Consider the following 21,709-nt stretch of genomic DNA (forward strand, 5'->3'; position numbering starts at 1 on the left):
TCACGCTCCTCGGAAGGGTGCGTTCGGTCATCCCGCGGACTGGGGAAAGCGGAGCAGCCCCGCCACCCACGCCGCCGCCGGCTCCGGCGCCCGCCGCGCCGCCAGGACGCCGGAGTGCCCGGTCCGCCACCACACCGCCTCCACCGGTACGCCGGCCCCGCGGTAGCGGCGCACGAGCGCCCGGGTCAGCCAGAAGGGAGCCACCTCGTCGGCCGCGGCGGCGTCGATGCGCAGCGGCATCCCGGTAGGCAGCGCGAGGCCGGCGACGTCGTGGGCACGCAGGGACGCCAGCAACGCCGACCTGACCGCGTCCCCGCGCGCCCCGAGGAGCGCCCGAGGCGGGAGGCCGCCGAAGGAGTCGCGGCGGGCGAGCTCGGTCAGCGTGCGCTCCCCCAGCGCGGGCCACAGTCGGCGGGCGCGGTCGCTCAGGCCGTCCGACTCGACCAGTGCGGCGAGCTCGGGGTCGACGGTCGCGGCGCCGCTGATCATAAGGGCGATCAGCGAGGGGACGACGCCGAAGCCGGGCGGCGTCGTCCGCCAGCGCAGTGACAGGCCGATGGTCTGGTCCATCCGGGTGACCGGTGCGAACACCGCGCAGCCCACCAGCCGTACGCCCGGCGGAGGCCCGGCAGCAGCGGCGTGGAGCGCGGCGACCGCGCCCTCGGAGTGCCCGGCCGCGACCCAGTGGTCACCCAGGACGAGTGCGGACGACGAGCGGGCGGCCACCAGCAGGTCGCGAACGGAGGTCGCGAGCGCGGGCCCGATCAGGTACGGGTGCGGGCCGGGGCTGCCCAGGCCCTCGTAGTCCGGCTGCAGGACGGCGATCCCGGAGCGCAGCAGGGCCGTGACGAAGTGGTCGCCCTGGGTCATCCGGCGCAGCTCCGGGCTGTCGTCGGTGGCCAGGCTGGGGGCGGAGCTGTCGCCGCCACCGGTGGTCATGTGGCCGTAGGTGACGACCGGCCAGCCGGTCGCGGGCGGCACCCCGGGCGGCAGGTGGACGAGCCCGGTGAGCACCGCCGGGGCGCCGCGGACCGATGTCGACGCGTACGTGACCCGCCACGACTCCCCCGCCGCCGCGAGTGCCGCGCGGCCCTGGGCCGGCTCGCGGGCAAGGATCGAGGGCGCGCTCACCAGCGCCCTCGCGGCAGCCGCCTGCGCACGGCGCGCGGGATCAGCCCGAGCCGGCCGGGGTGCCGGCTGTCGGCGGCCTCCATCAGGTCCGCGAAGGCACGGGCGACCGGGACGAGCTGGTCGACGTCGATCTTGTCGACGGTGTCGGCGTCGTCGTAGAGGTAGAGCGGCCCGGAGACCAGGCTGATCGTCGGGACGCCGGCGGTGAAGGTGAACGACGCGTCGGTGGGCATCCCGTCGAGGGTGAACTCGAGCAGGCTCGCGTTGAGCATCGACGTCGCCCCCAGTCCGTGCCTCCGGATGGCGCGTGCCACGGCGAGCTTCATCGGCGGTGAGACGTTCTCGAAGAACGCGCGCGGCTCGCTCTCGTCGAGCGTCTCGAAGCCGCCGTCGGCCCCCGCGCGGGCGCGCAGGCCGACGTGCTCGACGGTCAGGTTGAGGGCGAGCCGGTAGGGGCTGTCGGCATCGATCGTGTAGCGGCGCGCGAACGCCCGGTGCGCCTGGTAGCCGGTGAAGTGGCTGTCGAAGGTCACGAACATCAGTGTCTTCTGCCAGGGCCGACCGGCCCGGAAGCGCGCGACGGCGTGCTCGGCGAGGGCGATGACCTCCGCCGTACCGCTCGCGTCCTCCACCGCTCCCGGGCCGATCGAGTCGTGGTGGGACTGGACCATGACGGTCTCCGGCGACGCCCCGTGCAGCACGCCGATGACGGTCCGTGCGGTCACCCGCCGTCGCTCGGCGACCAGGGTCAGCCGGGCCTGCGCCCCCGGTCCCAGCCGGCGGCGCAGCGCTGCGCCGGCACTGCGGGTGAGCCACGCGCCGGGCAGGGTGAGCAGGGTCCGCCGGTAGTACTCGTTGTGGTAGCTCAGCGACTCCGGGTAGTCGCGCAGCACGCCGATCACGCCGACGGCGCCGGCCGCCGCGGCGTCGCGCATCGTGCGCGTCAGCGAGGTGATGTAGGGATTGCGCGAGCGGAGCGCCTCGCGGTTGAGCATCCGCCGGTCCGGGTCGTGCACGTACTCGCTCAGCGGCAGCAGCGCCCACTGCGGCAGGTCGAAGGTCAGGTCGAAGAGCACGATCCGGCCGGCGACGTCGTGGTCGGCGACCTTGCCGGCGCCGATGTCGACGAGCTCCGCGGTGACGCCGTCCGGTCCGGTGCCGAGGGTGCCGACGTGCTCGTGGCCGGGCAGGGCGCAGTGCCGGATCGGCGCGCAGGCGACCTCCTCGCCGTCGACGTGCACGGTGGTCAGCGAGGGCTCCCAGGCGAACGAGTCGGTCTCCTCGACCCACACCTCGTCGAGCCCGGCGCCGCGGAAGCGGTCGGCGACGTAGTCCGCGGCCTTCGCGCCGCCCGCCGTCCCGGTGGCCCGGGGTGCCATCGCGACCAGGTCGTCGATGGTGGCCATCAGCTGCTCGGTGGTGGCCACCTCGGGGACGCGCGGGGTCATGGTTCGACCCTAGGACTTCGTCATCTCCACTGCCTCACACGCCGGGAACCGCCACCACAGGCTCCCCGGATACGGAAGAATGGGAGCGTGCCGCTCCTCGACGACGAGATCCGTCAGCCCGAGATCCTGCCGGAGCTCGACCTGGCGCTGATCGACGCGCTCCAGGTCAACCCGCGGGCGCCCTGGACGACGATCGCCGCGGTCCTCGACATCGACGCCGCGACCGCCGCCCGCCGCTGGCGCCGGCTGCACGACGAGCGGCTGGCCTGGTGGGTGGTCCGGCCGTCGGCGGCCCGCCTCACGCCGTACCTCGACGCGACGTTGGTGCTGCTGCGCTGCACCCCCGGCAGCGCGGCCGAGGCCGCCCAGCGCGCGGCGGCGCCGGAGTGGGCACACACCGTCGACCTGCTCGCCGGGACGGCGGACCTGGGCGTCGTCGTCCTCGGCTCCGGCCTGGCCGAGGTCGGCGAGCGCGTCGACGACCTGGTGACGCGGTGCGGCGGCACGGTCTCCGAGGTGGTCGAGCGGCGGGTGGTCGCCGCCGTCCACGCCGAGGACGCCGGGTGGCGGCTCGGGGTCTGCTCCGCCTCCCAGCGCCAGGCGCTGCTGCCGCGCCGCGACCAGCCCGCTCCGCCTCCCCCGCGCTCGGCCCTGGTCGACGACCTGCTCGCCGCGCTCGGGGACGACGCCCGGCTCAGCGCACAGGAGCTCGCGACGCGGCTCGGTGGCTCCGAGCCGACCGTGCGTCGCGGGCTCGACCGGGCGCTGCGCTCGGGCGCGATCCAGCTCGGCTGCGACCTCGCGACGGCCGCCGCCGGACTCGGCCGCGGCGTCCTGCTGGAGGTCGAGGCGGACGACCCCGACCGCGCCGGCCGGGCGCTGGCTGCGGCCGGACCGGTGCACCGCTGCGTGCAGACCGTCGGGGCCGGAAACCTGACTCTCGGGGTCCGGCTGGCCTCGCTCGCCCACCTGCCGCGCACCGAGGCCGACCTCGCCGCGCTCGCCCCCGGCTGGCAGGTCCGCAGCCGGCTGACGGTGCTGCGCCCGGTCAAGCGCCAGGGGCAGCTGCTCGACTCACGAGGCCGTCGCGCTCTCGACGGGTGAGGGCGTCCGCAGGGCGTCGTCGAGCCGGTAGGCGCGGATCGCGAGCAGGCTGAGCAGCACCAGGGCGGCCGGCACGACCGACGTCCCCGCCAGGACGGCGAGCCGCGCCGCCGTGCCGTAGGAGTCCTGGCCGCCCTCGTAGCCACCGAGGGCGAGCACCACACCGAGCAGCCCGGGGCCCAGCGCGAAGCCGAGCAGCTCACACCCGGCCCACACGCCGGAGAACAGCCCGATCCGGTTGCGCCCGGTGGTGCGGGCGTCGTGGGCGGCGACGTCGGGCAGCATCGCCAGCGGGAAGACCTGGATGCCGGCGTACCCCGCGCCCGTCACAGCGGCCCAGACCAGGCACCACGCCAGGCTGCCGGTCCACACCCCGACCATCGCGACCAGACCGCAGCCCAGCACGGCCGTGGCGATGACGTACCCGCCGCGCTTGCCGTGCCGGCGCCCGACCCACGCCCACAGCGGCGCGGACAGCACACCGGGCACCACGAACGCGCCGAACAGGTAGCTGCCGGTGGCGGCGTCGCCGAGCAGCACCCGCGCGGCGTACGCCACGGCGGCGAGCAGCATGCTCGTCCCCGCGGCCTGCAGCACCAGCGCCGCGACCAGCGGACGGGCGTGGACGTCACCGAGGACGACGCGCAGCTGGTCGCGCAGCCCGCCACCGGCCGCCTCCGCGCGGACCACCGGCGCGCCCCGGGTGCACCACCACACCGCCAGCGAGCCGCCGACGACGACCAGTCCCGACAGCACGCCCATCGCCCGGTAGCCGCCCGCGGTCGTCGCCAGCCACGGCGCGACCACCCCGGAGACCGCGATCGCCGACGTCACGACGCCGACCCGCCAGGCCATCATCTGGGTGCGGACGCCGTAGTCGCCGGTCACCTCGGCGGACATCGCGAGGTAGGGCACCTGGAAGAACGCGTACGCCGTCGCCGCGGCCAGGTTCGCGACCAGCACCCAGGCGAGCGCGAGCAGGAAGGGCGTGCTGGGGCCGGTGAAGACGAAGGCCAGCCCGACCCCCATGAGCGGCCCGGCGACCAGGAGGAACGGGCGGCGCCGGTCGTGTCGTCGTACCCGGTCGCTGACCCGGCCGGCCAGCGGGTTGCAGACGAAGTCCCACGCCTTGGGCGCGAACACGACGAGCCCTGCCAGCAGCGCGCCGACCCCGAGCTCCTCGGTCAGGTAGGGCATCAGCAGCAGGGACGGCACGGTGCCGTAGACACCGGAGGCGACCCCGCCGAGCGCATAGCCCCGCCGGATCCGCGCGGGCAGCTCGTCGGACATGGGCCGAACGTAGAGGACGATCGGCACCGGGCCCGCGGATGCAGGAATCCGTCAGGGTGGGCCGCCGATATCCCGTGGTCAGTCGACTCCCGCTCCCCCTACGGTGGGCGCCATGACAGCCGAGCTCCGCATCCGTCCCACCGCCGGCCCGGCGGAGCACCCCGCACTGGTGGCGATCTGGCGCAGCGCGGTCCAGGCCACCCACGACTTCCTCGCGCCTGCCGACTTCGCCCGGATCGAGGGCGCGCTGGCCACCGACTACCTGCCCGCGGTGACGCTGGTCGTCGCCGAGCGCGACGGCGTCGCGGTCGGCTTCGCGGGCGTGCACGACGGCAGCCTGGAGATGCTGTTCGTGTCCGACGACGCGCGCGGCGGCGGCGTGGGCTCGGCCCTGCTCTCCGAGGTGATCGCTGCGCACGGCGTCACCCGGGTCGACGTCAACGAGCAGAACCCCGGCGCACTGGGCTTCTACGAGCACCGCGGGTTCCGGGTCACCGGACGGAGCCCCCTCGACGGCGACGGGCGGCCCTACCCGATCGTGCACCTCGAGCTCGCGGAGCCGGCCCCGACAAGCTAGCGGTGGAAGCGGTGCGCGCGGGATCGACCGCGAGGTCGGTGATCCCGTGCGTCGCGCCGTCGGGATCCCAGGCGACGCCGACGAGCGCGACCGCCGCACCGCCGCAGTCAGTGACGACGAGCTCGACGCCCTCCTGGTCGGCGAGGACGTGCTCGAGCCACTCCTCGTCGAGCGGGCCGAGCTCGCGATCGAGGGTCGCGTCCGTGAACCACGCCTGCACCCAGGCCCAGTCCGCGCGCACGAGCGGCCGGGCGTCGTACCTGGTCATGGCGCCGCGATGATCCCAGCGAGCCGTGCGCCCGCCCGCAGCAGGGCGAGAGCACGGCCCGCGATCGCGTCGAGACGGGCGTCGAGGGCGGCGACCGAGTCGCTGACGTCCTCCAGGTCGCGGACGGCGGCGATCGCGCGGCGCACGTCGGGGATCCGGTAGCCGCCGGCCCGCAGCGCCGCGGCGATGCGGGCCTCGCGGACGGCGGGCACGGGGTAGCGGCGCGCCGTACCGGCCCGGGTGGCGACGCGCTCGGGCGCGACCAGGCCGGCCTGCTCCCAGAACCGGAGCGTGGAGGCCTTCACGCCGAGGGCCTGCGCGAGCTCGGTGATGGTCATCGTGTCGGCCGGGACGGGCGGCGCGTCGGTGCCCGGCTCGGCGCCGATCGCGGTCAGCGCCGCGCGAGCCGCGAGCGCCTGCTCGCGCTCGGCCACGAGCCCGGCGTGCAGCCGGCCGACCAGCTCCGTCGCGGCGCCGGCCGGGAGCCGGCGTACCTCCCGCAGCGCCCGGCGGGCCTCGACGGGGCCGACGGCGGCGGCGAGGTCCCGGTAGGCGTGCAGGTCCTGGACGTGGTCCGCCGTGAACCGCCGGTAGCCGTTGGCGGCCCGCGCGGCCGGCGCGATCACGCCCCGGGCCTCGAGGTCGCGCACCTGCTGGACCGAGTAGCCGGACGCCGCGGCCACGGCGGCCGTCGTGAGGTCCGCCATCAACCCTCCATCAGCACTTCAACCTCATGCTCGAACCATGAGTATGGACCAGATCCTGCAGACCCTCCGCTCCCTCGACGGCGTCCTCGAGCTCGCTCCCGGCCCCGGGAGCGCCTTCCCCGAGCTCGCCTGGGGCGACCACTTCTTCTACTACGCCCCGGACGGCCGGCTCCCCGAGCGCGAGCAGCCCTTCGCCACGGTCGTCACGAAGGACTACCCCGACGACACCGGCAGCGCGCTCGACCCGCCCGGGCGCTGGCGGCTCAACATCCATGCCGGGCGCGGGGCGCTGGCCGCGCTCGCGAGCGACCCGGACCGCGCCGACCCCACCGACCACGCTGCGGCCGACGTCGTGCTGCCGCACCCGGTGTACGGCGCGCAGGGCTGGGTCGCGGTCGTCAACCCGGGCGAGCGCACCCGCTCGCTCGTGGCGCGGCTGCTGCGCCAGGCACACGCGGACGCCGTACGGCGGACGGAGCGGCGTCCCCGAATCCCCCTGCCCGACCCGGCGGGCGGCGTAGAGTGAGTCTCGCCCCGTCAGCCCTGCGCATCCCGGCGCCGGCCCGACCGGGCGGGCGCGGAGCGAGCAGATGTCAACGGCAGACCGACCGGACCAGCGCGACGACCGCGCCCTTCTCGCCGCCTGCCAGCAGGAGGTCAGCGCCGCGCGCGAACGTCTCGAGGACGCCCGCCGGCGTGGTGCCCGCCAGGAGGTCGAGCCGCTGCGCGACTCCCTGATCGCCGCGCTCGAGGGCTATGCCGCGGTGATCGAGCGGACCGGCGCGCCGCTCCCCCAGCGGCTGCAGGGCGAGCTGCGGCTCTACCGAGGTCTGGGCCGCCACTAGCCGGGCGACCTAGTTGCAGGGCGCGCCCTCGCAGCACGGCCGGATGTAGCCGCAGCCGTCGCAGCGCTCGTGGGACGTCTCCCAGCGCATCAGGGTGCCGCAGGCGGGACAGGGTTCGGTCAGGTCGGCCACGCGCCCAGGCTAGGCCTCCCGGTCGGCGCGACGGCGGAGGCGCGACGACACCGCCCTCGTTCTAGAGCGAACGCTCCACTATGCTGGGCACATGCCCCGCCAGCGCCTGCACTCGGTCGACGACCTGCTCGACGTCGCCGAGCAGCTCGTCACCAGCGGTGACCCCGCGGGCCTCACGCTGCGGGCGCTCGCGGCGAGCGCCGGCGCGTCGAACGGGACGATCTACCACGCGTTCGGCTCCCGCGAGGAGCTGCTGGCGCGGCTCTGGCTGCGGGCGACCGATCGGCTCGGGAGCCTGCTGAGCGTGGCCACCGAGGCGACCGCCGGCGTCGAGGCGGTCGTCGCGGCCGCGCTGGCGCCCGTCCGGTTCACCCGGGCGCACCCGGCGAGTGCGCAGCTGTTCTTCGCCCAGCGCAGCGACCAGCTCTTCACCGCCGACCTCCCCCGCGCACTCACCGACGCCCTGGCCGCTGACCGCCGACAGCTCACCGCGCTGCTCGCCCGGCTCGCCGACGGCGTCTGGGGCCGCCACGACCGCCACGCCGTCGCGGCGGTCGCCACGTGCGTCGTCGACGTGCCCGGCGGAGTCGTCCGGCGCGCCCTGCTCGAGCACCGGGCCGTCGACGCCGCTGCCGAGCGCCGCATCGAGGCCGCCGTCCGGGCGATCCTCGCTCTCCCCCTCGACCCGCCGCCCACCCGCACCCAGAGGAGACATCCATGAGCATCCTGACCGAGCACGACGGCGTCCACGTCCTCACGATCGGCGCCACCGAGAACCGCTTCACCGCCGACCTGCTGACCGCGATCGACGAGGCGCTCGACCATGTCGAGGCCGCGCCGGCGCCCCTGGTGACGGTCGCCGAGGGCAAGTTCTTCTCCAACGGCCTCGACCTCGACTGGGTGCTCGCCAACCCCGACGAGCTGGGGCCCTACTCGGCGCGCGTCGAGGCGCTGCTCGCGCGGTTCCTGACGCTGCCGGTGCCGACCGTGGCGGCCGTCAACGGGCACGCCTTCGGCGCCGGCGCGATGCTCGCCATGGCCCACGACTGGCGCGTGATGCGGGCCGACCGGGGCTACTTCTGCTTCCCCGAGGTCGACATCCGGATCCCGTTCACGCCCGGCATGGCGGCGCTGATCCAGGCCAAGCTGACGCCGCGCGCGGCACTCGACTCGATGGCGACCGGCCGGCGCTACGGCGGGGCCGAGGCCGAGGCGATCGGCCTCGTCGACGCGACCGCCACCGACGACCGGCTCCTCGCCGACGCCGTCGCGAGGGTCGCGCCGCTGGCCGGCAAGGACGCCCCTACACTCGGCGCCATCAAGTCGACGATGTACGCCGACGCCGCGCGCGCCCTGCGCCACGAGCAGCCGCAGACCTAGGAGAGCTCCCGTGCACATCGTCTCGGTCAACGCCTGGGGCGGTGCCCGCTTCGACGACCTGGCCGCCTGGCTGCCGGCGAGCAAGGCCGACGTCGTCTGCCTCCAGGAGGTCACCCGGACCGCGGACCTCGGCGGCTGGACGTCGTTCGAGGACGCCGACCGCTCCCTCCCCCAGCGCGCCAACCTGTACGACGACGTGCGCGCCCTGCTCCCCGACCACACCGCCCTCTTCGTCGCCAGCGACGCCGGCCCGGTCACCGACGCCCACGGCCGGCGCCACCACCAGGACTTCGGGCTCGGCACCTTCGTCGCCCCGCAGGTGCCCCTGCTCGGGACCGCCGAGGGCTTCGTGCACGGCGAGTTCACCGACCACGACGAGTGGGCGGTCAGCGAGCGGCCGCGCGCAGTGCAGGGACTCCGGGTCGCCGACCCGGTCGTGCCCGGTCGCACGGTGTGCGTCGTCCAGCTCCACGGGCTGCGCGACAGCGCCGGCAAGGGCGACACCCCGGCGCGGCAGGCGCAGGCCGAGCGGCTCGCGGCGTTCGTCGAGGACACCCGGGCCGACGGCGACCTCGTGGTCGTCGCGGGCGACCTCAACCTGCTGCCCGACAGCGCGACATTCGGGGTGCTCCGCGAGGTGGGCCTGATCGACCTGGTCGGCACGGCGGACACCCGGACCGCGGCGTACCCCAAGCCGGTGCGGCACGCGGGCTACCTGCTCGTCTCGGACCCCGGCGCGGTCGTGGACTTCGCCGTCCTGGAGGCACCGGAGGTCTCCGACCACCGGATCCTCGCGCTCACCCTCTGAGCGCCGCGGCGACCTCGCCCGCGACGGACGGTCAGGACCGGTTGAGCGCGACCGCCTCGCGCACCAGCGCGACGAACGCGTCGCCGTCGAGCTGCTCGCCCTCGAAGACGTCGACCGCGCGGCGGGTGCCGGCGTCGAGGCTCGCGTTGAACAGCCCGGTCGGGTCACCGAGCGCGGCACCCTTGGCGAAGGTGACCTTCACCTTGTCCTTGTAGGTCTCGACCGTGCAGATCAGCCCGTCGGCCGAGAACGTCGGGACGCCGTCGGGGTTGGAGGCCTTCTTCCACTTGGCCTCCTCGACGACGTCGGGCTCGGCCTGCACGATCAGGGTCCGCAGCTCGTCGACCAGGTCGCTGCGCCAGTCAGCACTCATACGGCCGACCCTACTCAGCCACGCTCAGGTACTCCGCCAGCAGCGCCGCCTCGGCGGTCATGCCGTGGGCGAGCAGGTCGTCGCGCTCGGCGACGACGATGGCCCGCACGTCGTCCTCACCGAGGTCGCGACGCGGCACCTCGGCGGCACCGAGCCCGACCACGGCACCGGCGATGACGCCCTCGGCCAACGGCGGCGCGGCCTGCGGGACGGGGACCGCCTCGGCGTTCGCGATCGCGCCGAGGACCGTGCGCAGCACGCTGGCGCGCGTCCGGTCGCGGGCGCGGAGGGCGGTGGTCAGGTCGGCGCGAAGCCGGTCGGCGAGGTCGCTCATCGCTCCACCGTAGGCGGCGCGGGGGCTGAGCGGCGCGGGAGTTTCGCCGGTCGACCGGCGAAACTGGCTCTTGACCGACGGAACTTCATCGGTCAAGTGTGAGTTTCGCCGGTCGACCGGCGAAACTCCCGCCGCACCCCGGCGATCAGCGCGCCCGCTGCAACGTCTCGCTCGGCGTCTCGCCGAAGATGGCCCGGTAGTCGCCGGAGAGCCGGCCCAGGTGGGTGACGCCCCAGCGCAGGGCGGCCTCGGTGACCGAGGCGGCGGTGCCGTCGCTGAGGTCGTCGCGGACCCGCCGGAGCCGGGCGTGGCGCAGGTAGGCCATCGGGGTGGTCGCGAAGTGCTCCTGGAAGCCGGCGCGCAGCACCCGGACGCTCAGCCCGACGGCCTCGGCGACGTCGGCGGTGCCGAGCGGCTCGGCGCAATGGTCCTCGATGAGCTGGGCGGCGCGCTTGACCACCCGCTCGTGGGGGGTCGTCACCGGCCCCGCCGCCCCGGCCGCGGCCCCGGCCCCGGCGGGGTCGGCGGCCAGGCTGGCGATGAGGCCGTCGACGAGGGCGACCTCGAGCGCCCCCGCCGCCAGCGGGACGGCGGTCAGCCCGCTCTCGCGCTCGAGGTCGGCGAGCAGGACGTCGAGCATCCCGCGCCAGGACCGGCCTCGGCCCTGGGTGAGGTCGAAGGTCGCCGCGACCCCCGGCGCAGGGGACGGCACCGCGCCGACCCGCTCGGCGAGTGCGAGCCGGTCGTGCAGGAGGGCCGCGCCGATCCGGACCATGAGTCGCGGGTTGCCGGCCGAGTAGCGCATCCGGACCGACTCGCCGACCGCGGTCACGGCCGCGGTCCGCTGGGTCGCGACGACGTGCTCGCGGCCGCAGCTGATGGTGGTCCGGCCGGCCAGGGGGATCTGGACGAGCTGGAAGTCCATGCCGTCGACGGCGACCTCGACCTCGGCGCCGTAGTCGATGTAGTGGACGCTCAGCCGGCCCAGGTGGGCGGCGTTGTGGAGCGCCCGGAAGCCGCCGGCACCGGCAAGGGGCGTCAGCCGGTGGGGTGCGAGCGAGGCGGCGATGGAGGCCCGCGCGTCGTCGACGTCGGTCGTGCGCAGGACGCCGTACGAGCCGAGCGGCATCACGGTTCCGGCCATGGCTCACCCCCTCCCCGCCGACGGTGCCACGGCACCCCGGCTGCCGGGAAGGGCGGCGCCGCCGTCGGCGGATAGTGCGCGACCTCGGCCGGATAGCAGCGCGGCCCGCCGGTGCGCACGATCACCGCCATGACCTGTGTGACTCCGACCACAGCCGAGGTGAGCCCGGCGATGCTCCGCGAGCAGCTGGCGCGCTGGCCCACCGGCGTGGCCGTCGTGACCGCGACCGGGCGCGACGGCCGGCCGATCGGCAAGACCGTCAACAGCTTCCACGCGACCTCGCTGGCGCCGCCGCTCGTCGGCTGGTGCATCGACCACCGCTCCAGCCAGGTCGACGACTGGCTCGCCGCCCCCGGGTACGTCGTCCACGTGGTGGCCGCGCACCAGGGCCCGCTGATGCGGCACTTCGCGACCCCCTCGGCCGACCGCTTCGCCGGCGTGGCGTGGCAGCCCGGCCTCGACGGCATGCCGGTCCTCGACGAGCCCGTGGCACTGCGCCTGGAGTGCCGTGCCGCGCACCGGTTCGCGGCCGGCGACCACACGTACCTGGTCGGCGAGGTCGTCATCCTCACCGCGGCGGACGCCGTCCCCCTCTGCCTGCAGCGCTGAAGTCCCCACCACCCGAAGGAGAACCCCCGCATGACCATCCCCATCGTCGAGGCCGACCACTTCCGCCTCGGACTCTTCTCGTCGAACTGCTCCGGCGGCCTCGCGGTCACCACCATCCCCGAGCGCTGGTCGGCGTCGTGGGAGGACAACCTCGCCCTGGCCCGGCTGGCCGACGAGGTCGGCATCGACTTCATGCTGCCGATCGCCCGCTGGATCGGGTACGGCGGCACGACCAACTTCCACGAGAGCGTGCTCGAGCCGATCCCCTGGGCGACCGCGATCCTGGCCCACACCGAGCGGCTCACCGCGTTCGCGACGGTCCACACCGCGTTCAACCACCCCGTCGTGACCGCCAAGCAGCTCGCCACCATCGACCAGATGGCGCCGGGCCGGGTGGGCGTCAACGTCGTGGCCGGCTGGAACCAGCCCGAGTACGAGGCGATGGGCGTCGACCTGCCGCAGGACCACGACTCCCGCTACGCGCTGGCCCAGGAGTGGGTCGACGCGCTCGGCACGCTGTGGTCGCGCGAGGGCCGCTACGACCTGCCCGGCCGGTTCTGGGACCTCAAGGGGGTCGAGGCCGAGCCCAAGCCCGCGGCCGGCCGGCTGCCGATCCTCAACGCCGGGTCGAGCACCCAGGGCCGCGCGTACGCCGCCCGCAACGCCGACTTCGTCTTCACCATCGTCGGCGGCCCCGAGGACGGCGCCGACGTCGTCACCCAGGTGCGCGCCGAGGCGAGCGTCCAGGGCCGCACGTCGGGCGTCCTGACGCCGACGCACGTCGTGTGCCGTCCCACCCGCGCCGAGGCCGAGGAGTTCCTGCACTACTACGCGGTCGAGAACGCCGACTGGGACGCGGTCGACAACCTGATGCGCCTGCAGGGCCTGCACGCGCAGTCGTTCACCCCGGAGATGCTGGCCGGCTTCCGCAGCCGGTTCGCCGCCGGGCACGGCACCTGCCCGCTGATCGGCACGCCGGACGACGTCGCCGACGAGATCGAGCGCTTCGCCAAGGCCGGCTTCGGCGGCATCACGATGGCGTTCGTGGACTACGTCGGGGAGCTCGACTACTTCGCCCAGGAGGTCATGCCGCGCCTGGTCGACAAGGGCCTGCGCCCCGAGCTCGCGCACGAGAAGACGACCTAGCCGGCAAGGGTCTGGGACGGGAGCTCCTGGTACATCGCGCGGTAGGACTGCGAGAACCGCCCGAGGTGGAAGAAGCCCCACCGCGCGGCGATGTCGGTCACCGACGTGTGCACCGGGTCGGCCTCGACCAGGTCGCGCCGGGCCCGCTCCATGCGGGTCCGGCGCAGCTGCTCGAGCGGGCTGGAGCCCAGCTCGCGCTGGAACGCCTCTTGGAGCGTGCGCGCCGAGACGCCGGCCTCGCCGGCCAGCTCGGCCAGCCGCCAGGCCCGCTCGGGCTCGGCGTCGATCAGGCCCATCACGGTGCGGACCACGCGGGAGCCGGCGGCCGGCTCGCGGGGCGCCTCGTTGCTGGAGTTGGGCTGCGCGGCGAGCAGGCCCGAGATCAGCGTCTGCTCGAAGTGGGTCGCGGCCAGCGGCGAGCGGAAGAGAGCTCCCCCGGCCTCGATGTCGTCGAGCGCGAGGTGGACCAGGCGCAGCCAGGCCCGCAGGGACGGCGTCTCGAGGTACATGGAGGGGTCGAAGACCACCGGCCGCGGGTCGTCGGCACCGCCGGCGAGCTCCTCGACCGCCTGGCGGCGCAGGTAGACGAGGAGCTGCTCGCAGCCGTCGCTCCAGACCATGTCGACCGGCTCGGTCGGCGAGCCGAGCGACCCGCGGACCCGGTCGGAGGCGACGACCCGGTCGCCGACCTTGACCCGCGCCGAGCCCGAGATCGGCACCTGGACCAGGAAGAAGTCGTCGAACCGACCCGGCGTGATCCGCACCTCGTCGCCGTAGCGCAGGTAGTTGAGGGTCACGTCGGGCCCGATCGCCGCGGCGTTGTGGAGCATGTCGAGCCGCCCCGTACGACGGGTCAGCTCGAGGCGGTGGGGGCAGAACCGGCGCGCGACCTCGTCCCGCGCCTGCTCCGGGTCGGCGGTCGCGATCTGCGGGTGGCGGGAGAGAAGAGTCGTGGGCATCGGAACACTCCTGTGAGTTGCTGCCCCCATTGGCGCACCTGGACCCGTGACATGTCAACGGATCCACGCTCGTCCGTGGGCGCGAATGCGCCGATCAGGACGCGGGTCGGACCAGCCGCTCGTCGGGGATCACCGCGACGCCCATGATCTCGATGAGCGCCTCGGGCTGCCACAGGCCGGTCGTGCCGATGCCGGCCATCGCCGGGTAGACCGGGCCGGCCAGCTCGCGCCAGACCCGGCCGATCTCGCGGCCGTGGGCCTGGTAGTCGGGGATGTCGGTGAGGAAGATCGTGATGCTCACCAGGTCCTCGGGCACGCCGCCGGCCTCGCGCACCGTCGCGAGCACGTTGCCGAAGGCCTGCCGGAACTGCTCGACGATGCCGCCCGGCACGATCCGCATCTCCTTGTCGAGCGCGGTCTGCCCGCCCAGGTAGAGCGTGTTGCCGCTCAGCGTGCCGTGCGAGAAGCCGCTCGGGACGGGCAGGGCGGCCGGGTTGACGGCCAGGGGCGTGAGATCGATGGACATGATCGCCACCGTAGCAATCTATTGACATCACGGCAACGAACGTGTGCAGAATGCAATATCGAACGATCCCGACGATGCACGAAGGAGGACCGATGCGGCTCGCGACGGTCACCACCCCCGGCGGTACGACGGCCGCGCTGCTCGGTGAGCACGGCTGGCGCGCGCTGCCGGCCCCCGACCTGTCGGCCCTGCTCGCCGCGGCCGAGGCCGACGGCGGCTGGGACCCCGCGCGGGTCGCCGCCCAGGCCGACGAGCTCGACCGGGACCTGCCCGGCGCCGTCCCCGTGCTGGCGCTGCCGCGCCCCGGGAAGGTGATCTGCTGCGGGCTCAACTACGGCGAGCACATCCAGGAGACCGGCCGCGACCTGCCGACGCACCCGACGCTCTTCGCGAAGTTCGCCGACACCCTGACCGGCCCCGACGACGACCTCGCCCTCGCCGACGGCGTCCAGTGGGACTGGGAGGCCGAGCTCGCCGTCGTCGTCGGCCGCACCCTGCGCCGCGCCGGGCGCGACGAGGCCCGCGCCGCGATCGCCGGCTACACCGTCGCGAACGACCTCTCGGCGCGCGACTGGCAGTACCGCACCCTGCAGTGGCTGCAGGGCAAGGCCTGGGACGCGACCACCCCGGTGGGTCCGGTCGTCGTCACCCCCGACGAGGTCGATCCGTTCGCCGGCGTCGACGTCGTCTGCCGGGTCAACGGCGAGGAGGTCCAGCGCGACAGCACTCGGACGCTCGTCTTCGACTGCGCCGACCTGCTCGCCTACGTCTCCACCTTCGCCACCCTGCGCCCCGGCGACCTGGTGCTGACCGGCACCCCCGGCGGCGTCGGTGTCGCCCGTGACCCGAAGCGCTTCCTCGCCGACGGCGACGTCCTCGAGACCGAGGTCGCCGGCATCGGCACGCTGCGCAACACCGTCCGTCTCACCCCTCTCACCACCCTCTCCCAGGAGCACCCTCATGGAGCCTGACCTCAGCAAGTACGAGCTGATCGGGGACAACTCGGTCTACGCCAACGAGAGCGGCATCGTGGTGCCGGTCGTGACCCGGGCCGGCTTCGAGCCCGACCTGACCGGCCAGAGCGAGGGCGCCACCCGGGTCTCCGGCGTGAGCATCCAGCACACGCCCGCGACGCGGATCTGGTTCGGCAAGGTGCACAACCTCGCCGGCTACCGCTCGGTCCCCCACCACCACGGCGAGGCCGAGACCGGCGGCTACGTGCTGTCCGGCCGGGCCAGGATCTACTTCGGCGAGAAGTTCGAGGACTACATCGACATGTCCGAGGGCGACTGGGTGTTCGTGCCGCCGTTCATGCCCCACGTCGAATGCAACCTCGACCGCAACAACCCGCTCACCTGGATGACCACCCGCACCCCCGAGAACATCGTCGTCAACCTCGCCCAGGTCACCGACGGCGAGCTGCCCGACTGGACGGACCGGCCGTGAACCCCACCTCGCAGATCTTCACCGACGCCGTCACCCTGAAGGAGTGCCCGGCCGAGGTCTTCGACCACGCCTTCACCGCGACCACCCAGCCCTGCCCGTGGCCCAAGGCCTACGGCGGCGACATGGTCGCCCAGGCGCTGGTCGCCGCGTCGCGCACCGTCGGTGACGGCAAGAGCATGCACTCGATGCACTCCTACTTCATGCGGCCCGTCGACATCGGCGCCGAGGTCCGCTACGAGGTCGAGGCGCTGCGTGACGGGCGCGGTTACAGCACCCGCCAGGTGCGCGGCTTCCAGAACGGCAAGCCCGTCTACGTCTGCCTCGCCAGCTTCGCCGCCGGCGAGCCGAGCGGCTCGTTCCAGGCAGAGATGCCGGCCGGCCTGCCCGGCCCCGACACGCTGCCGACCTCGGCGGCGTACCTCGCCGACCGCTCCGGCGGCACGATGACCGACGTCTCCAAGGACTACTGGCAGCACGGGCGCAGCTTCGACATGCGGCACGTGCCCGGCCCGGTCTACCTCACCGTCGAGGGCGAGCGGACGCCGCACCAGGCCATCTGGGTGCGCCCGTACGACGCGCTGCGCGACGTCGAGGGGCTGACCGCCGAGCAGCGCGATGCCGCCGCACTGGCCTACGTCTGCGACTACACGATCCTCGAGCCCGCACTGCGGGTGCTCGGCCTGGCCTGGGCCGACGAGGGCCTGGTCACCGCGAGCCTCGACCACGCGATGTGGTTCCACCGCCCGGTGCGGATGGACGACTGGCTGCTCTACGCCCAGGAGGCGGTCTCCGTCGACGACGGCCGCGGCATGGCGGTGGGCCGCTTCTTCACCCCCGACGGCGTCCTCGTGGCGTCCGTCGTCCAGGAGGGCATGATCCGCGCGGGAGGACGGTCGTCATGAGGATCGCTATCGCCGGTGGCGGCCCGGGCGGGCTCTACTTCGCCGCGCTGATGAAGCAGCTCGACCCGGCCCACGAGGTCACCGTCTGGGAGCGCAACGCCCCCGAGGACACGTTCGGCTTCGGCGTCGTCTTCTCCGACGAGACGCTCGGCAGCATCGAGGGTGCCGACCAGGTCGTGCACGACCGCATGGAGTCGCGGTTCGCGCGCTGGACCGACATCGACGTCGACGTCGACGGCCGCTCGTACACGATCGGCGGCCAGGGCTTCGCCGCGATGAGCCGCAAGGAGCTGCTGCAGATCCTGCAGGAGCGCGTCGCCGAGCTCGACGTCACCGTGCACTACCGGACCGAGGCGCCCGACGTCGACGAGCTCCGCGCGTCGTACGACCTGGTGCTGGCGGCCGACGGGCTCAACTCGTCGATCCGCACCAAGCACGCCGACGTGTTCGGGCCCTCGCTCGACCGCCGGCACAACAAGTACATCTGGCTGGGCACCGACCTGGTGTTCGAGGCGTTCCAGTTCTTCGTCAAGCAGACGGAGTGGGGCACCATGCAGATCCACGGCTACCCCTACTCCGCCGAGGGCTCGACGTTCATCGTCGAGATGCACGAGGACGTGTGGCGCCGGGCCGGCTTCGACGCGACCGAGCACGAGGTGTTCCCCCCGGGCGTGTCCGACGAGCACGCGGTGGCGAAGGTCAAGGAGATCTTCGCGCGCGAGCTGCAGGGCCACGAGGTGCTCACGAACAACTCGAAGTGGCTGAGCTTCCACACCGTGCGCAACGAGCGCTGGCACCACGACAACGTCGTCCTGCTGGGCGATGCCGCCCACACGGCGCACTTCTCGATCGGTTCCGGCACCAAGCTCGCCATGGAGGACGCGCTCGCGCTCGCCGCCTGCCTGCACGAGCACCCGACCGTCCCGGCGGCGCTCGAGGCCTACCAGACCGAGCGCAAGCCGGTCGTCGAGTCGACCCAGCGCGCGGCCCAGGCCTCGCTGGAGTGGTTCGAGAACATCGGCATGTACGCCGACCAGGACCCCACGGCGTTCGTCTTCAACCTGCTCACCCGCTCGCGCCGGATCACCTTCGACAACCTCAAGGACCGCGACCCCGGCTTCGCCGGCGTGGTCGAGGACGCCTTCGCCCGCACCTACGGCGACGGCTCGCCCGGGCCGGCCATGTTCCAGCCGACCCGGATCGGCCCGCTCGAGCTGGCCAACCGCATCGTCCTCTCCCCCATGGACATGTACTCGGCGGTCGACGGGATGCCTAGCGACTTCCACCTCGTGCACCTGGGCAGCAAGGCGATGGGTGGCGCCGGCCTGGTGATGACCGAGATGACCTGCGTGTCCCCCGAGGGCCGGATCACGCCCGGCTGCCCGGGGCTGTGGAACGACGAGCAGCGCGACGGCTGGGCCCGGATCACCTCCTTCGTGCACGAGCGCTCGAGGGGCAAGATCGGCGTCCAGATCGGCCACTCCGGCCGCAAGGGCTCGACCAAGCTGATGTGGGAGGGCATGGACGAGCCCCTCGACGACGGCAACTGGGAGGTCCTCGGGCCCTCACCGCTCCCCTACGGTCCGACCTGCCACGTCCCGCGCGAGGCGACCCGGGCCGACCTCGACCAGGTGGTCGCCGACTTCGTCGCCACCGCGCGGCGCGCGGTCGAGGCGGGCTTCGACCTGATCGAGGTGCACGCCGCCCACGGCTACCTGCTGTCGTCGTTCCTGTCCCCGGTCTCCAACCGGCGCACCGACGACTACGGCGGCTCGCTGGCCAACCGGCTGCGGTTCCCGCTCGAGGTGTTCGACGCCGTGCGCGCCGTCGTCCCGGAGTCGATCCCGGTCACCGTCCGCATCTCCGCGCACGACTGGCTGCCCGACGGCAACACCGACGACGACGCGGTCGAGATCGCCCGCGCGTTCATCGAGCACGGCGCCGCCGCGATCGACGTGTCGTCCGGGCAGGTGAGCAAGGACGAGAAGCCGGCGTTCGGGCGGTCCTACCAGACCCCCTTCGCCGACCGGATCCGGCACGAGGTCGCCGCCCCTGCCGGGGTCGCGGTGATCGCGGTGGGCGCCATCTCGTCCTACGACGACGTGAACTCGATCCTGCTCGCCGGGCGCGCCGACCTGTGCGCCCTGGGCCGCACGCACCTCTACGACCCGAGCTGGACGCTCCACGCGGCCGCCGAGCAGGACTACCGCGGACCCGGCGCCACCTGGCCGGTGCCGTGGCAGGCCGGGCGCCGCAAGCCCCCCACCTCGCGCACCGACAAGATCCCGCCCCGCCTCTCGCTGCTGCGCGACGGCGACGGCGACGGCCTGGTCCACGTGCGGTGGACGCCGTGACCGTGCAGGCCACCCACCGGGGCCGGGTCGAGTGGATCGACACCGACTCCGCGGGCATCCACCACAACACGGCGATCGCCCGCTACGTCGAGTCCGCCGAGGCCGCGCTCATGCGCGGCCTCGGCCTCGACGCCTACTTCGCGTCGGCACCGCGGGTCCGCTACGAGGTCGACTTCGAGGCGCCGCTGCGCTTCGGCGACGAGGTCACCGCGACCGTCCAGGTCGAGCGGGTGGGCACGTCGGCGCTGTCGCTCACGTTCGAGGTGCACGGCGGCCCGGAGGGCACCGCGCCCGTGCGGGTGGCCCGGGGCCGCTACGTGACGGTCCACATCGACCGGGCCACCGGGACGTCGTCCCCCTGGCCCGACGACTGGCGCGCCGCCCTGGGTGCCGCCGACTAGCCCGGTGGGTCGGGCACAATGCTCCCGATGAGCACCACGGAACCGGCGCAGACCGAGGCCCGCGGGCGCGGCTCCCGGACCGTGGTCGTGAGCTTCCTCGGCGCTGTCGTACGACGGATGGGCAACTGGATGCCGATCGGCGGCACCATCGACCTGATGGCGCCGCTGGGCATCGACGGGCCGTCGGTGCGCACCGCCGTCTTCCGGCTCAAGAAGCGCGGCTGGCTCGAGTCCGAGACCCGCGGCGGCATCCGCGGCTACGCGCTCACCGACGAGGCCCTGGGCGCGCTGGCCGCCGGCGACGAGGTCATCTGGCACGCTCGGCAGCCCGCCGCGCTCGAGGACGGCTGGTGCATCGTGAACTTCTCGGTGCCCGAGTCGCAGCGCAGCAAGCGCCAGCAGCTGCGCGCCCACCTCACCTCGCTGGGTTTCGGCAACGTCGGCACCGCCATGTGGATCGCGCCCGCACGCATGCAGGCCGCCGCCGAGCGGGCGATCGCCGAGCTCGGCCTGACCCGGCACAGCGCCGTCTTCGTCGGCGACCACGTGGCCGGGCAGGACCTCGCCGCGCTGCTCTACGAGAGCTGGGACCTGACCGGCATCGACGAGCGCTACCGCGCCTTCATCGCGGAGTTCGCACCGGTCGCCGACGAGCTCGGCGGCAGCGGGGTCGTCGACCCGGAGCGCGCCTTCGCGTCGTACCTGACCGTCGTGGACCGGTGGCGCCGGCTGCCCTTCCGCGACCCCGGGCTGCCCCGTGAGCTGCTCGCCGACGACTGGAGCGGACCCGACGCCGCCGCGCTCTTCGAGCGCCTCGTGGCGACCCTCGAGGGCCGCGCGCTGGCCCATGCCGCGCGCCTCTGGCCGACCTCCTGAGCGTCCCGCCGTCCCCCTCCTGAGCGGGCTCCGGACAACACGCCGCGGTTCGCGGATACCCGCCGCGCTTTCCGGATAGTGGCCGCCCGCGCCGGTGCCTAGTGTCCCGGTCCACGCGATGTGATCTGCATCGCAGCGAGGAGCGGAGGAATCAACATGGCCGATCTGACGGGTCGCACCGCGATCGTCACCGGCGGCGCCACGCTGCTGGCCCACGGCGTCATCGGCGCCCTGGCCCGGGCCGGGGCCCGGGTCGTGGTCGCCGACATCGACGAGGCCGGCGGTGCCGCGGCCGAGAAGCTCGGTGACGAGGTCGCGTTCGTACGCACGGACATCACCGACGACGCCGCCGTCGCGGACCTCGTGTCCGCCACCGTCGAGCGCTTCGGCGGCATCGACATCGTCGTCAACCTCGCCGCGACCTACCTCGACGACGGCTTCGCGACCAGCCGCGCCGACTGGCTCACCGCCCTGAACGTCAACCTGGTCAGCATCGTGGAGGTCGTCCGCGCGGCGCACCCCCACCTGCAGGCCAGCGAGCACGCGGCGGTCGTGAACTTCACGTCGATCTCCAGCAAGGTCGCGCAGACCGGGCGCTGGGTCTACCCGGCGTCGAAGGCCGCAATCGTCCAGCTCACCCGGTCGATGGCCACCGACCTCGCCGGCGACGGCATCCGGGTCAACTCGGTCAGCCCGGGCTGGACCTGGTCGAAGATCATGGACGACCTGTCCGGCAGCGACCGCGCCAAGACCGACCGCGTGGCCGCGCCCTTCCACCTGACCGGCCGGGTCGGCGACGGCGCCGAGATCGGCGAGGTCGTCGCCTTCCTCGCCTCGGACGCCGCATCCGTCGTGACCGGCGCGGACTGGGCCGCCGACGGCGGCTACTCCGCCCTCGGCCCCGAGCAGGCCGTCCCCACCATCCCGCAGCTCGCCGAGTGAGGACCCC

General features: G+C 74.0%; 25 protein-coding genes. 16 read left to right on the plus strand and 9 right to left on the minus strand.

What is annotated here, in order from left to right:
• Positions 1-27: 27 nt before the first annotated feature.
• Positions 28-1,131, minus strand: coding sequence for a lipase family protein (locus tag BM223_RS15800; protein ID WP_052138742.1), 1,104 nt, complete (start codon positions 1,129-1,131; stop codon positions 28-30).
• Positions 1,128-2,579, minus strand: coding sequence for a M28 family peptidase (locus tag BM223_RS15805; RefSeq protein WP_052138744.1), 1,452 nt, complete (start codon positions 2,577-2,579; stop codon positions 1,128-1,130). Before BM223_RS15805 ends, BM223_RS15800 begins: the two co-directional genes overlap by 4 nt.
• Positions 2,580-2,666: 87 nt before the next feature.
• Here BM223_RS15805 and BM223_RS29080 point away from each other — a divergent pair, with 87 nt between their 5' ends.
• Positions 2,667-3,683 (plus strand): Lrp/AsnC family transcriptional regulator, encoded by a 1,017-nt coding sequence (locus BM223_RS29080; RefSeq protein ID WP_038679624.1) that lies wholly within the window; start codon positions 2,667-2,669, stop codon positions 3,681-3,683.
• Here the strand turns inward: BM223_RS29080 and BM223_RS15815 are convergent.
• Entirely contained in the window at positions 3,654-4,973 is a 1,320-nt protein-coding gene (locus BM223_RS15815) for an MFS transporter (RefSeq protein ID WP_038684599.1), read from the minus strand. The two genes, BM223_RS29080 and BM223_RS15815, sit on opposite strands and share 30 nt — an antisense overlap.
• Positions 4,974-5,085: 112 nt before the next feature.
• Here BM223_RS15815 and BM223_RS15820 point away from each other — a divergent pair, with 112 nt between their 5' ends.
• Positions 5,086-5,550, plus strand: a complete 465-nt coding sequence (locus BM223_RS15820; RefSeq protein WP_038679626.1) for a GNAT family N-acetyltransferase — start codon at positions 5,086-5,088, stop codon at positions 5,548-5,550.
• 264 nt (positions 5,551-5,814) lie between these two features.
• Here BM223_RS15820 and BM223_RS15825 read toward each other — a convergent pair whose 3' ends face one another.
• The gene (locus tag BM223_RS15825; protein ID WP_038679628.1) at positions 5,815-6,525 is read right to left on the minus strand and encodes a MerR family transcriptional regulator; all 711 of its coding nucleotides are present in this window, start codon (positions 6,523-6,525) and stop codon (positions 5,815-5,817) included.
• A gap of 37 nt (positions 6,526-6,562) precedes the next feature.
• Between BM223_RS15825 and BM223_RS15830 the strand changes: the two genes are divergently transcribed.
• The 5 genes from BM223_RS15830 to BM223_RS15850 all read left to right on the plus strand — a co-directional run bounded on the left by BM223_RS15830 (position 6,563) and on the right by BM223_RS15850 (position 9,690).
• Entirely contained in the window at positions 6,563-7,051 is a 489-nt protein-coding gene (locus BM223_RS15830) for a DUF6194 family protein (RefSeq protein ID WP_038679630.1), read from the plus strand.
• Positions 7,052-7,115: 64 nt separating this feature from the next.
• Positions 7,116-7,370: a hypothetical protein gene (locus tag BM223_RS15835; protein ID WP_038679631.1), complete on the plus strand. Its 255-nt coding sequence runs from the start codon at positions 7,116-7,118 to the stop codon at positions 7,368-7,370.
• Positions 7,371-7,593: 223 nt separating this feature from the next.
• Positions 7,594-8,223 carry a TetR/AcrR family transcriptional regulator gene (locus BM223_RS15840; protein WP_038679633.1) on the plus strand — a complete coding sequence of 210 codons (630 nt, stop codon included), beginning with the start codon at positions 7,594-7,596 and terminating at the stop codon, positions 8,221-8,223.
• Positions 8,220-8,882, plus strand: a complete 663-nt coding sequence (locus tag BM223_RS15845; protein WP_038679635.1) for an enoyl-CoA hydratase-related protein — start codon at positions 8,220-8,222, stop codon at positions 8,880-8,882. The genes BM223_RS15840 and BM223_RS15845 overlap by 4 nt, the downstream gene beginning before the upstream one ends.
• Positions 8,883-8,892: 10 nt before the next feature.
• The gene (locus tag BM223_RS15850) at positions 8,893-9,690 is read left to right on the plus strand and encodes an endonuclease/exonuclease/phosphatase family protein (protein WP_038679637.1); all 798 of its coding nucleotides are present in this window, start codon (positions 8,893-8,895) and stop codon (positions 9,688-9,690) included.
• A 31-nt stretch (positions 9,691-9,721) separates the two neighbouring features.
• Here BM223_RS15850 and BM223_RS15855 read toward each other — a convergent pair whose 3' ends face one another.
• The 3 genes from BM223_RS15855 to BM223_RS15865 form a co-directional block, all read right to left on the minus strand.
• On the minus strand, positions 9,722-10,063 hold the full coding sequence (locus BM223_RS15855; protein ID WP_038679639.1) for a DUF1801 domain-containing protein: 342 nt from the start codon (positions 10,061-10,063) through the stop codon (positions 9,722-9,724).
• A gap of 10 nt (positions 10,064-10,073) precedes the next feature.
• On the minus strand, positions 10,074-10,397 hold the full coding sequence (locus tag BM223_RS15860; protein WP_052138747.1) for a GatB/YqeY domain-containing protein: 324 nt from the start codon (positions 10,395-10,397) through the stop codon (positions 10,074-10,076).
• A gap of 145 nt (positions 10,398-10,542) precedes the next feature.
• Entirely contained in the window at positions 10,543-11,541 is a 999-nt protein-coding gene (locus BM223_RS15865; RefSeq protein WP_052138748.1) for an AraC family transcriptional regulator, read from the minus strand.
• A 129-nt stretch (positions 11,542-11,670) separates the two neighbouring features.
• Here BM223_RS15865 and BM223_RS15870 point away from each other — a divergent pair, with 129 nt between their 5' ends.
• On the plus strand, positions 11,671-12,150 hold the full coding sequence (locus BM223_RS15870) for a flavin reductase family protein (protein ID WP_038684605.1): 480 nt from the start codon (positions 11,671-11,673) through the stop codon (positions 12,148-12,150).
• Between the two features lie 30 nt (positions 12,151-12,180).
• Positions 12,181-13,296 carry an LLM class flavin-dependent oxidoreductase gene (locus BM223_RS15875; protein ID WP_038679641.1) on the plus strand — a complete coding sequence of 372 codons (1,116 nt, stop codon included), beginning with the start codon at positions 12,181-12,183 and terminating at the stop codon, positions 13,294-13,296.
• Here the strand turns inward: BM223_RS15875 and BM223_RS15880 are convergent.
• Positions 13,293-14,255, minus strand: coding sequence for an AraC family transcriptional regulator (locus BM223_RS15880; protein ID WP_052138750.1), 963 nt, complete (start codon positions 14,253-14,255; stop codon positions 13,293-13,295). The genes BM223_RS15875 and BM223_RS15880 overlap by 4 nt on opposite strands.
• A gap of 94 nt (positions 14,256-14,349) precedes the next feature.
• Complete coding sequence (locus tag BM223_RS15885; RefSeq protein ID WP_038684607.1) at positions 14,350-14,781, minus strand: RidA family protein; 432 nt, start codon at positions 14,779-14,781, stop codon at positions 14,350-14,352.
• 92 nt (positions 14,782-14,873) lie between these two features.
• Here BM223_RS15885 and BM223_RS15890 point away from each other — a divergent pair, with 92 nt between their 5' ends.
• The 7 genes from BM223_RS15890 (at position 14,874) to BM223_RS15920 (ending at position 21,702) form a co-directional block, all read left to right on the plus strand.
• Positions 14,874-15,752: a fumarylacetoacetate hydrolase family protein gene (locus BM223_RS15890; protein ID WP_038679645.1), complete on the plus strand. Its 879-nt coding sequence runs from the start codon at positions 14,874-14,876 to the stop codon at positions 15,750-15,752.
• Positions 15,742-16,227: a cupin domain-containing protein gene (locus tag BM223_RS15895; RefSeq protein WP_038679647.1), complete on the plus strand. Its 486-nt coding sequence runs from the start codon at positions 15,742-15,744 to the stop codon at positions 16,225-16,227. Before BM223_RS15890 ends, BM223_RS15895 begins: the two co-directional genes overlap by 11 nt.
• Positions 16,224-17,129, plus strand: coding sequence for an acyl-CoA thioesterase (locus BM223_RS15900; RefSeq protein ID WP_038679649.1), 906 nt, complete (start codon positions 16,224-16,226; stop codon positions 17,127-17,129). Before BM223_RS15895 ends, BM223_RS15900 begins: the two co-directional genes overlap by 4 nt.
• A complete protein-coding gene (locus tag BM223_RS15905; RefSeq protein ID WP_038679650.1) occupies positions 17,126-19,483 on the plus strand; it encodes a bifunctional salicylyl-CoA 5-hydroxylase/oxidoreductase in 2,358 nt (785 codons plus the stop codon). The genes BM223_RS15900 and BM223_RS15905 overlap by 4 nt, the downstream gene beginning before the upstream one ends.
• On the plus strand, positions 19,480-19,884 hold the full coding sequence (locus BM223_RS15910) for an acyl-CoA thioesterase (RefSeq protein ID WP_038684609.1): 405 nt from the start codon (positions 19,480-19,482) through the stop codon (positions 19,882-19,884). The genes BM223_RS15905 and BM223_RS15910 overlap by 4 nt, the downstream gene beginning before the upstream one ends.
• A 27-nt stretch (positions 19,885-19,911) precedes the next feature.
• The gene (locus BM223_RS15915) at positions 19,912-20,760 is read left to right on the plus strand and encodes a PaaX family transcriptional regulator (protein ID WP_200886983.1); all 849 of its coding nucleotides are present in this window, start codon (positions 19,912-19,914) and stop codon (positions 20,758-20,760) included.
• Positions 20,761-20,916: 156 nt separating this feature from the next.
• Complete coding sequence (locus BM223_RS15920; protein ID WP_038679652.1) at positions 20,917-21,702, plus strand: SDR family oxidoreductase; 786 nt, start codon at positions 20,917-20,919, stop codon at positions 21,700-21,702.
• Positions 21,703-21,709: the final 7 nt, after the last annotated feature.

This window comes from Pimelobacter simplex, from assembly GCF_900114845.1.
Taxonomy (GTDB): Bacteria; Actinomycetota; Actinomycetes; order Propionibacteriales; family Nocardioidaceae; genus Nocardioides; species Nocardioides simplex.

Coding starts and splice junctions, on each gene's coding strand:
- BM223_RS15830 (WP_038679630.1), top strand. CDS start 6,563: ATGAGTATGGACCAGATCCTGCAGACCCTCCGCTCCCTCGACGGCGTC.
- BM223_RS15905 (WP_038679650.1), top strand. CDS start 17,126: ATGAGGATCGCTATCGCCGGTGGCGGCCCGGGCGGGCTCTACTTCGCC.
- BM223_RS15825 (WP_038679628.1), bottom strand. CDS start 6,525: ATGGCGGACCTCACGACGGCCGCCGTGGCCGCGGCGTCCGGCTACTCG.
- BM223_RS15865 (WP_052138748.1), bottom strand. CDS start 11,541: ATGGCCGGAACCGTGATGCCGCTCGGCTCGTACGGCGTCCTGCGCACG.
- BM223_RS15885 (WP_038684607.1), bottom strand. CDS start 14,781: ATGTCCATCGATCTCACGCCCCTGGCCGTCAACCCGGCCGCCCTGCCC.
- BM223_RS15895 (WP_038679647.1), top strand. CDS start 15,742: ATGGAGCCTGACCTCAGCAAGTACGAGCTGATCGGGGACAACTCGGTC.
- BM223_RS15870 (WP_038684605.1), top strand. CDS start 11,671: ATGACCTGTGTGACTCCGACCACAGCCGAGGTGAGCCCGGCGATGCTC.
- BM223_RS15880 (WP_052138750.1), bottom strand. CDS start 14,255: ATGCCCACGACTCTTCTCTCCCGCCACCCGCAGATCGCGACCGCCGAC.
- BM223_RS15845 (WP_038679635.1), top strand. CDS start 8,220: ATGAGCATCCTGACCGAGCACGACGGCGTCCACGTCCTCACGATCGGC.
- BM223_RS15860 (WP_052138747.1), bottom strand. CDS start 10,397: ATGAGCGACCTCGCCGACCGGCTTCGCGCCGACCTGACCACCGCCCTC.
- BM223_RS15875 (WP_038679641.1), top strand. CDS start 12,181: ATGACCATCCCCATCGTCGAGGCCGACCACTTCCGCCTCGGACTCTTC.
- BM223_RS15920 (WP_038679652.1), top strand. CDS start 20,917: ATGGCCGATCTGACGGGTCGCACCGCGATCGTCACCGGCGGCGCCACG.
- BM223_RS15915 (WP_200886983.1), top strand. CDS start 19,912: ATGAGCACCACGGAACCGGCGCAGACCGAGGCCCGCGGGCGCGGCTCC.
- BM223_RS15840 (WP_038679633.1), top strand. CDS start 7,594: ATGCCCCGCCAGCGCCTGCACTCGGTCGACGACCTGCTCGACGTCGCC.
- BM223_RS15805 (WP_052138744.1), bottom strand. CDS start 2,579: ATGACCCCGCGCGTCCCCGAGGTGGCCACCACCGAGCAGCTGATGGCC.
- BM223_RS15820 (WP_038679626.1), top strand. CDS start 5,086: ATGACAGCCGAGCTCCGCATCCGTCCCACCGCCGGCCCGGCGGAGCAC.
- BM223_RS15855 (WP_038679639.1), bottom strand. CDS start 10,063: ATGAGTGCTGACTGGCGCAGCGACCTGGTCGACGAGCTGCGGACCCTG.
- BM223_RS15835 (WP_038679631.1), top strand. CDS start 7,116: ATGTCAACGGCAGACCGACCGGACCAGCGCGACGACCGCGCCCTTCTC.
- BM223_RS15815 (WP_038684599.1), bottom strand. CDS start 4,973: ATGTCCGACGAGCTGCCCGCGCGGATCCGGCGGGGCTATGCGCTCGGC.
- BM223_RS15890 (WP_038679645.1), top strand. CDS start 14,874: ATGCGGCTCGCGACGGTCACCACCCCCGGCGGTACGACGGCCGCGCTG.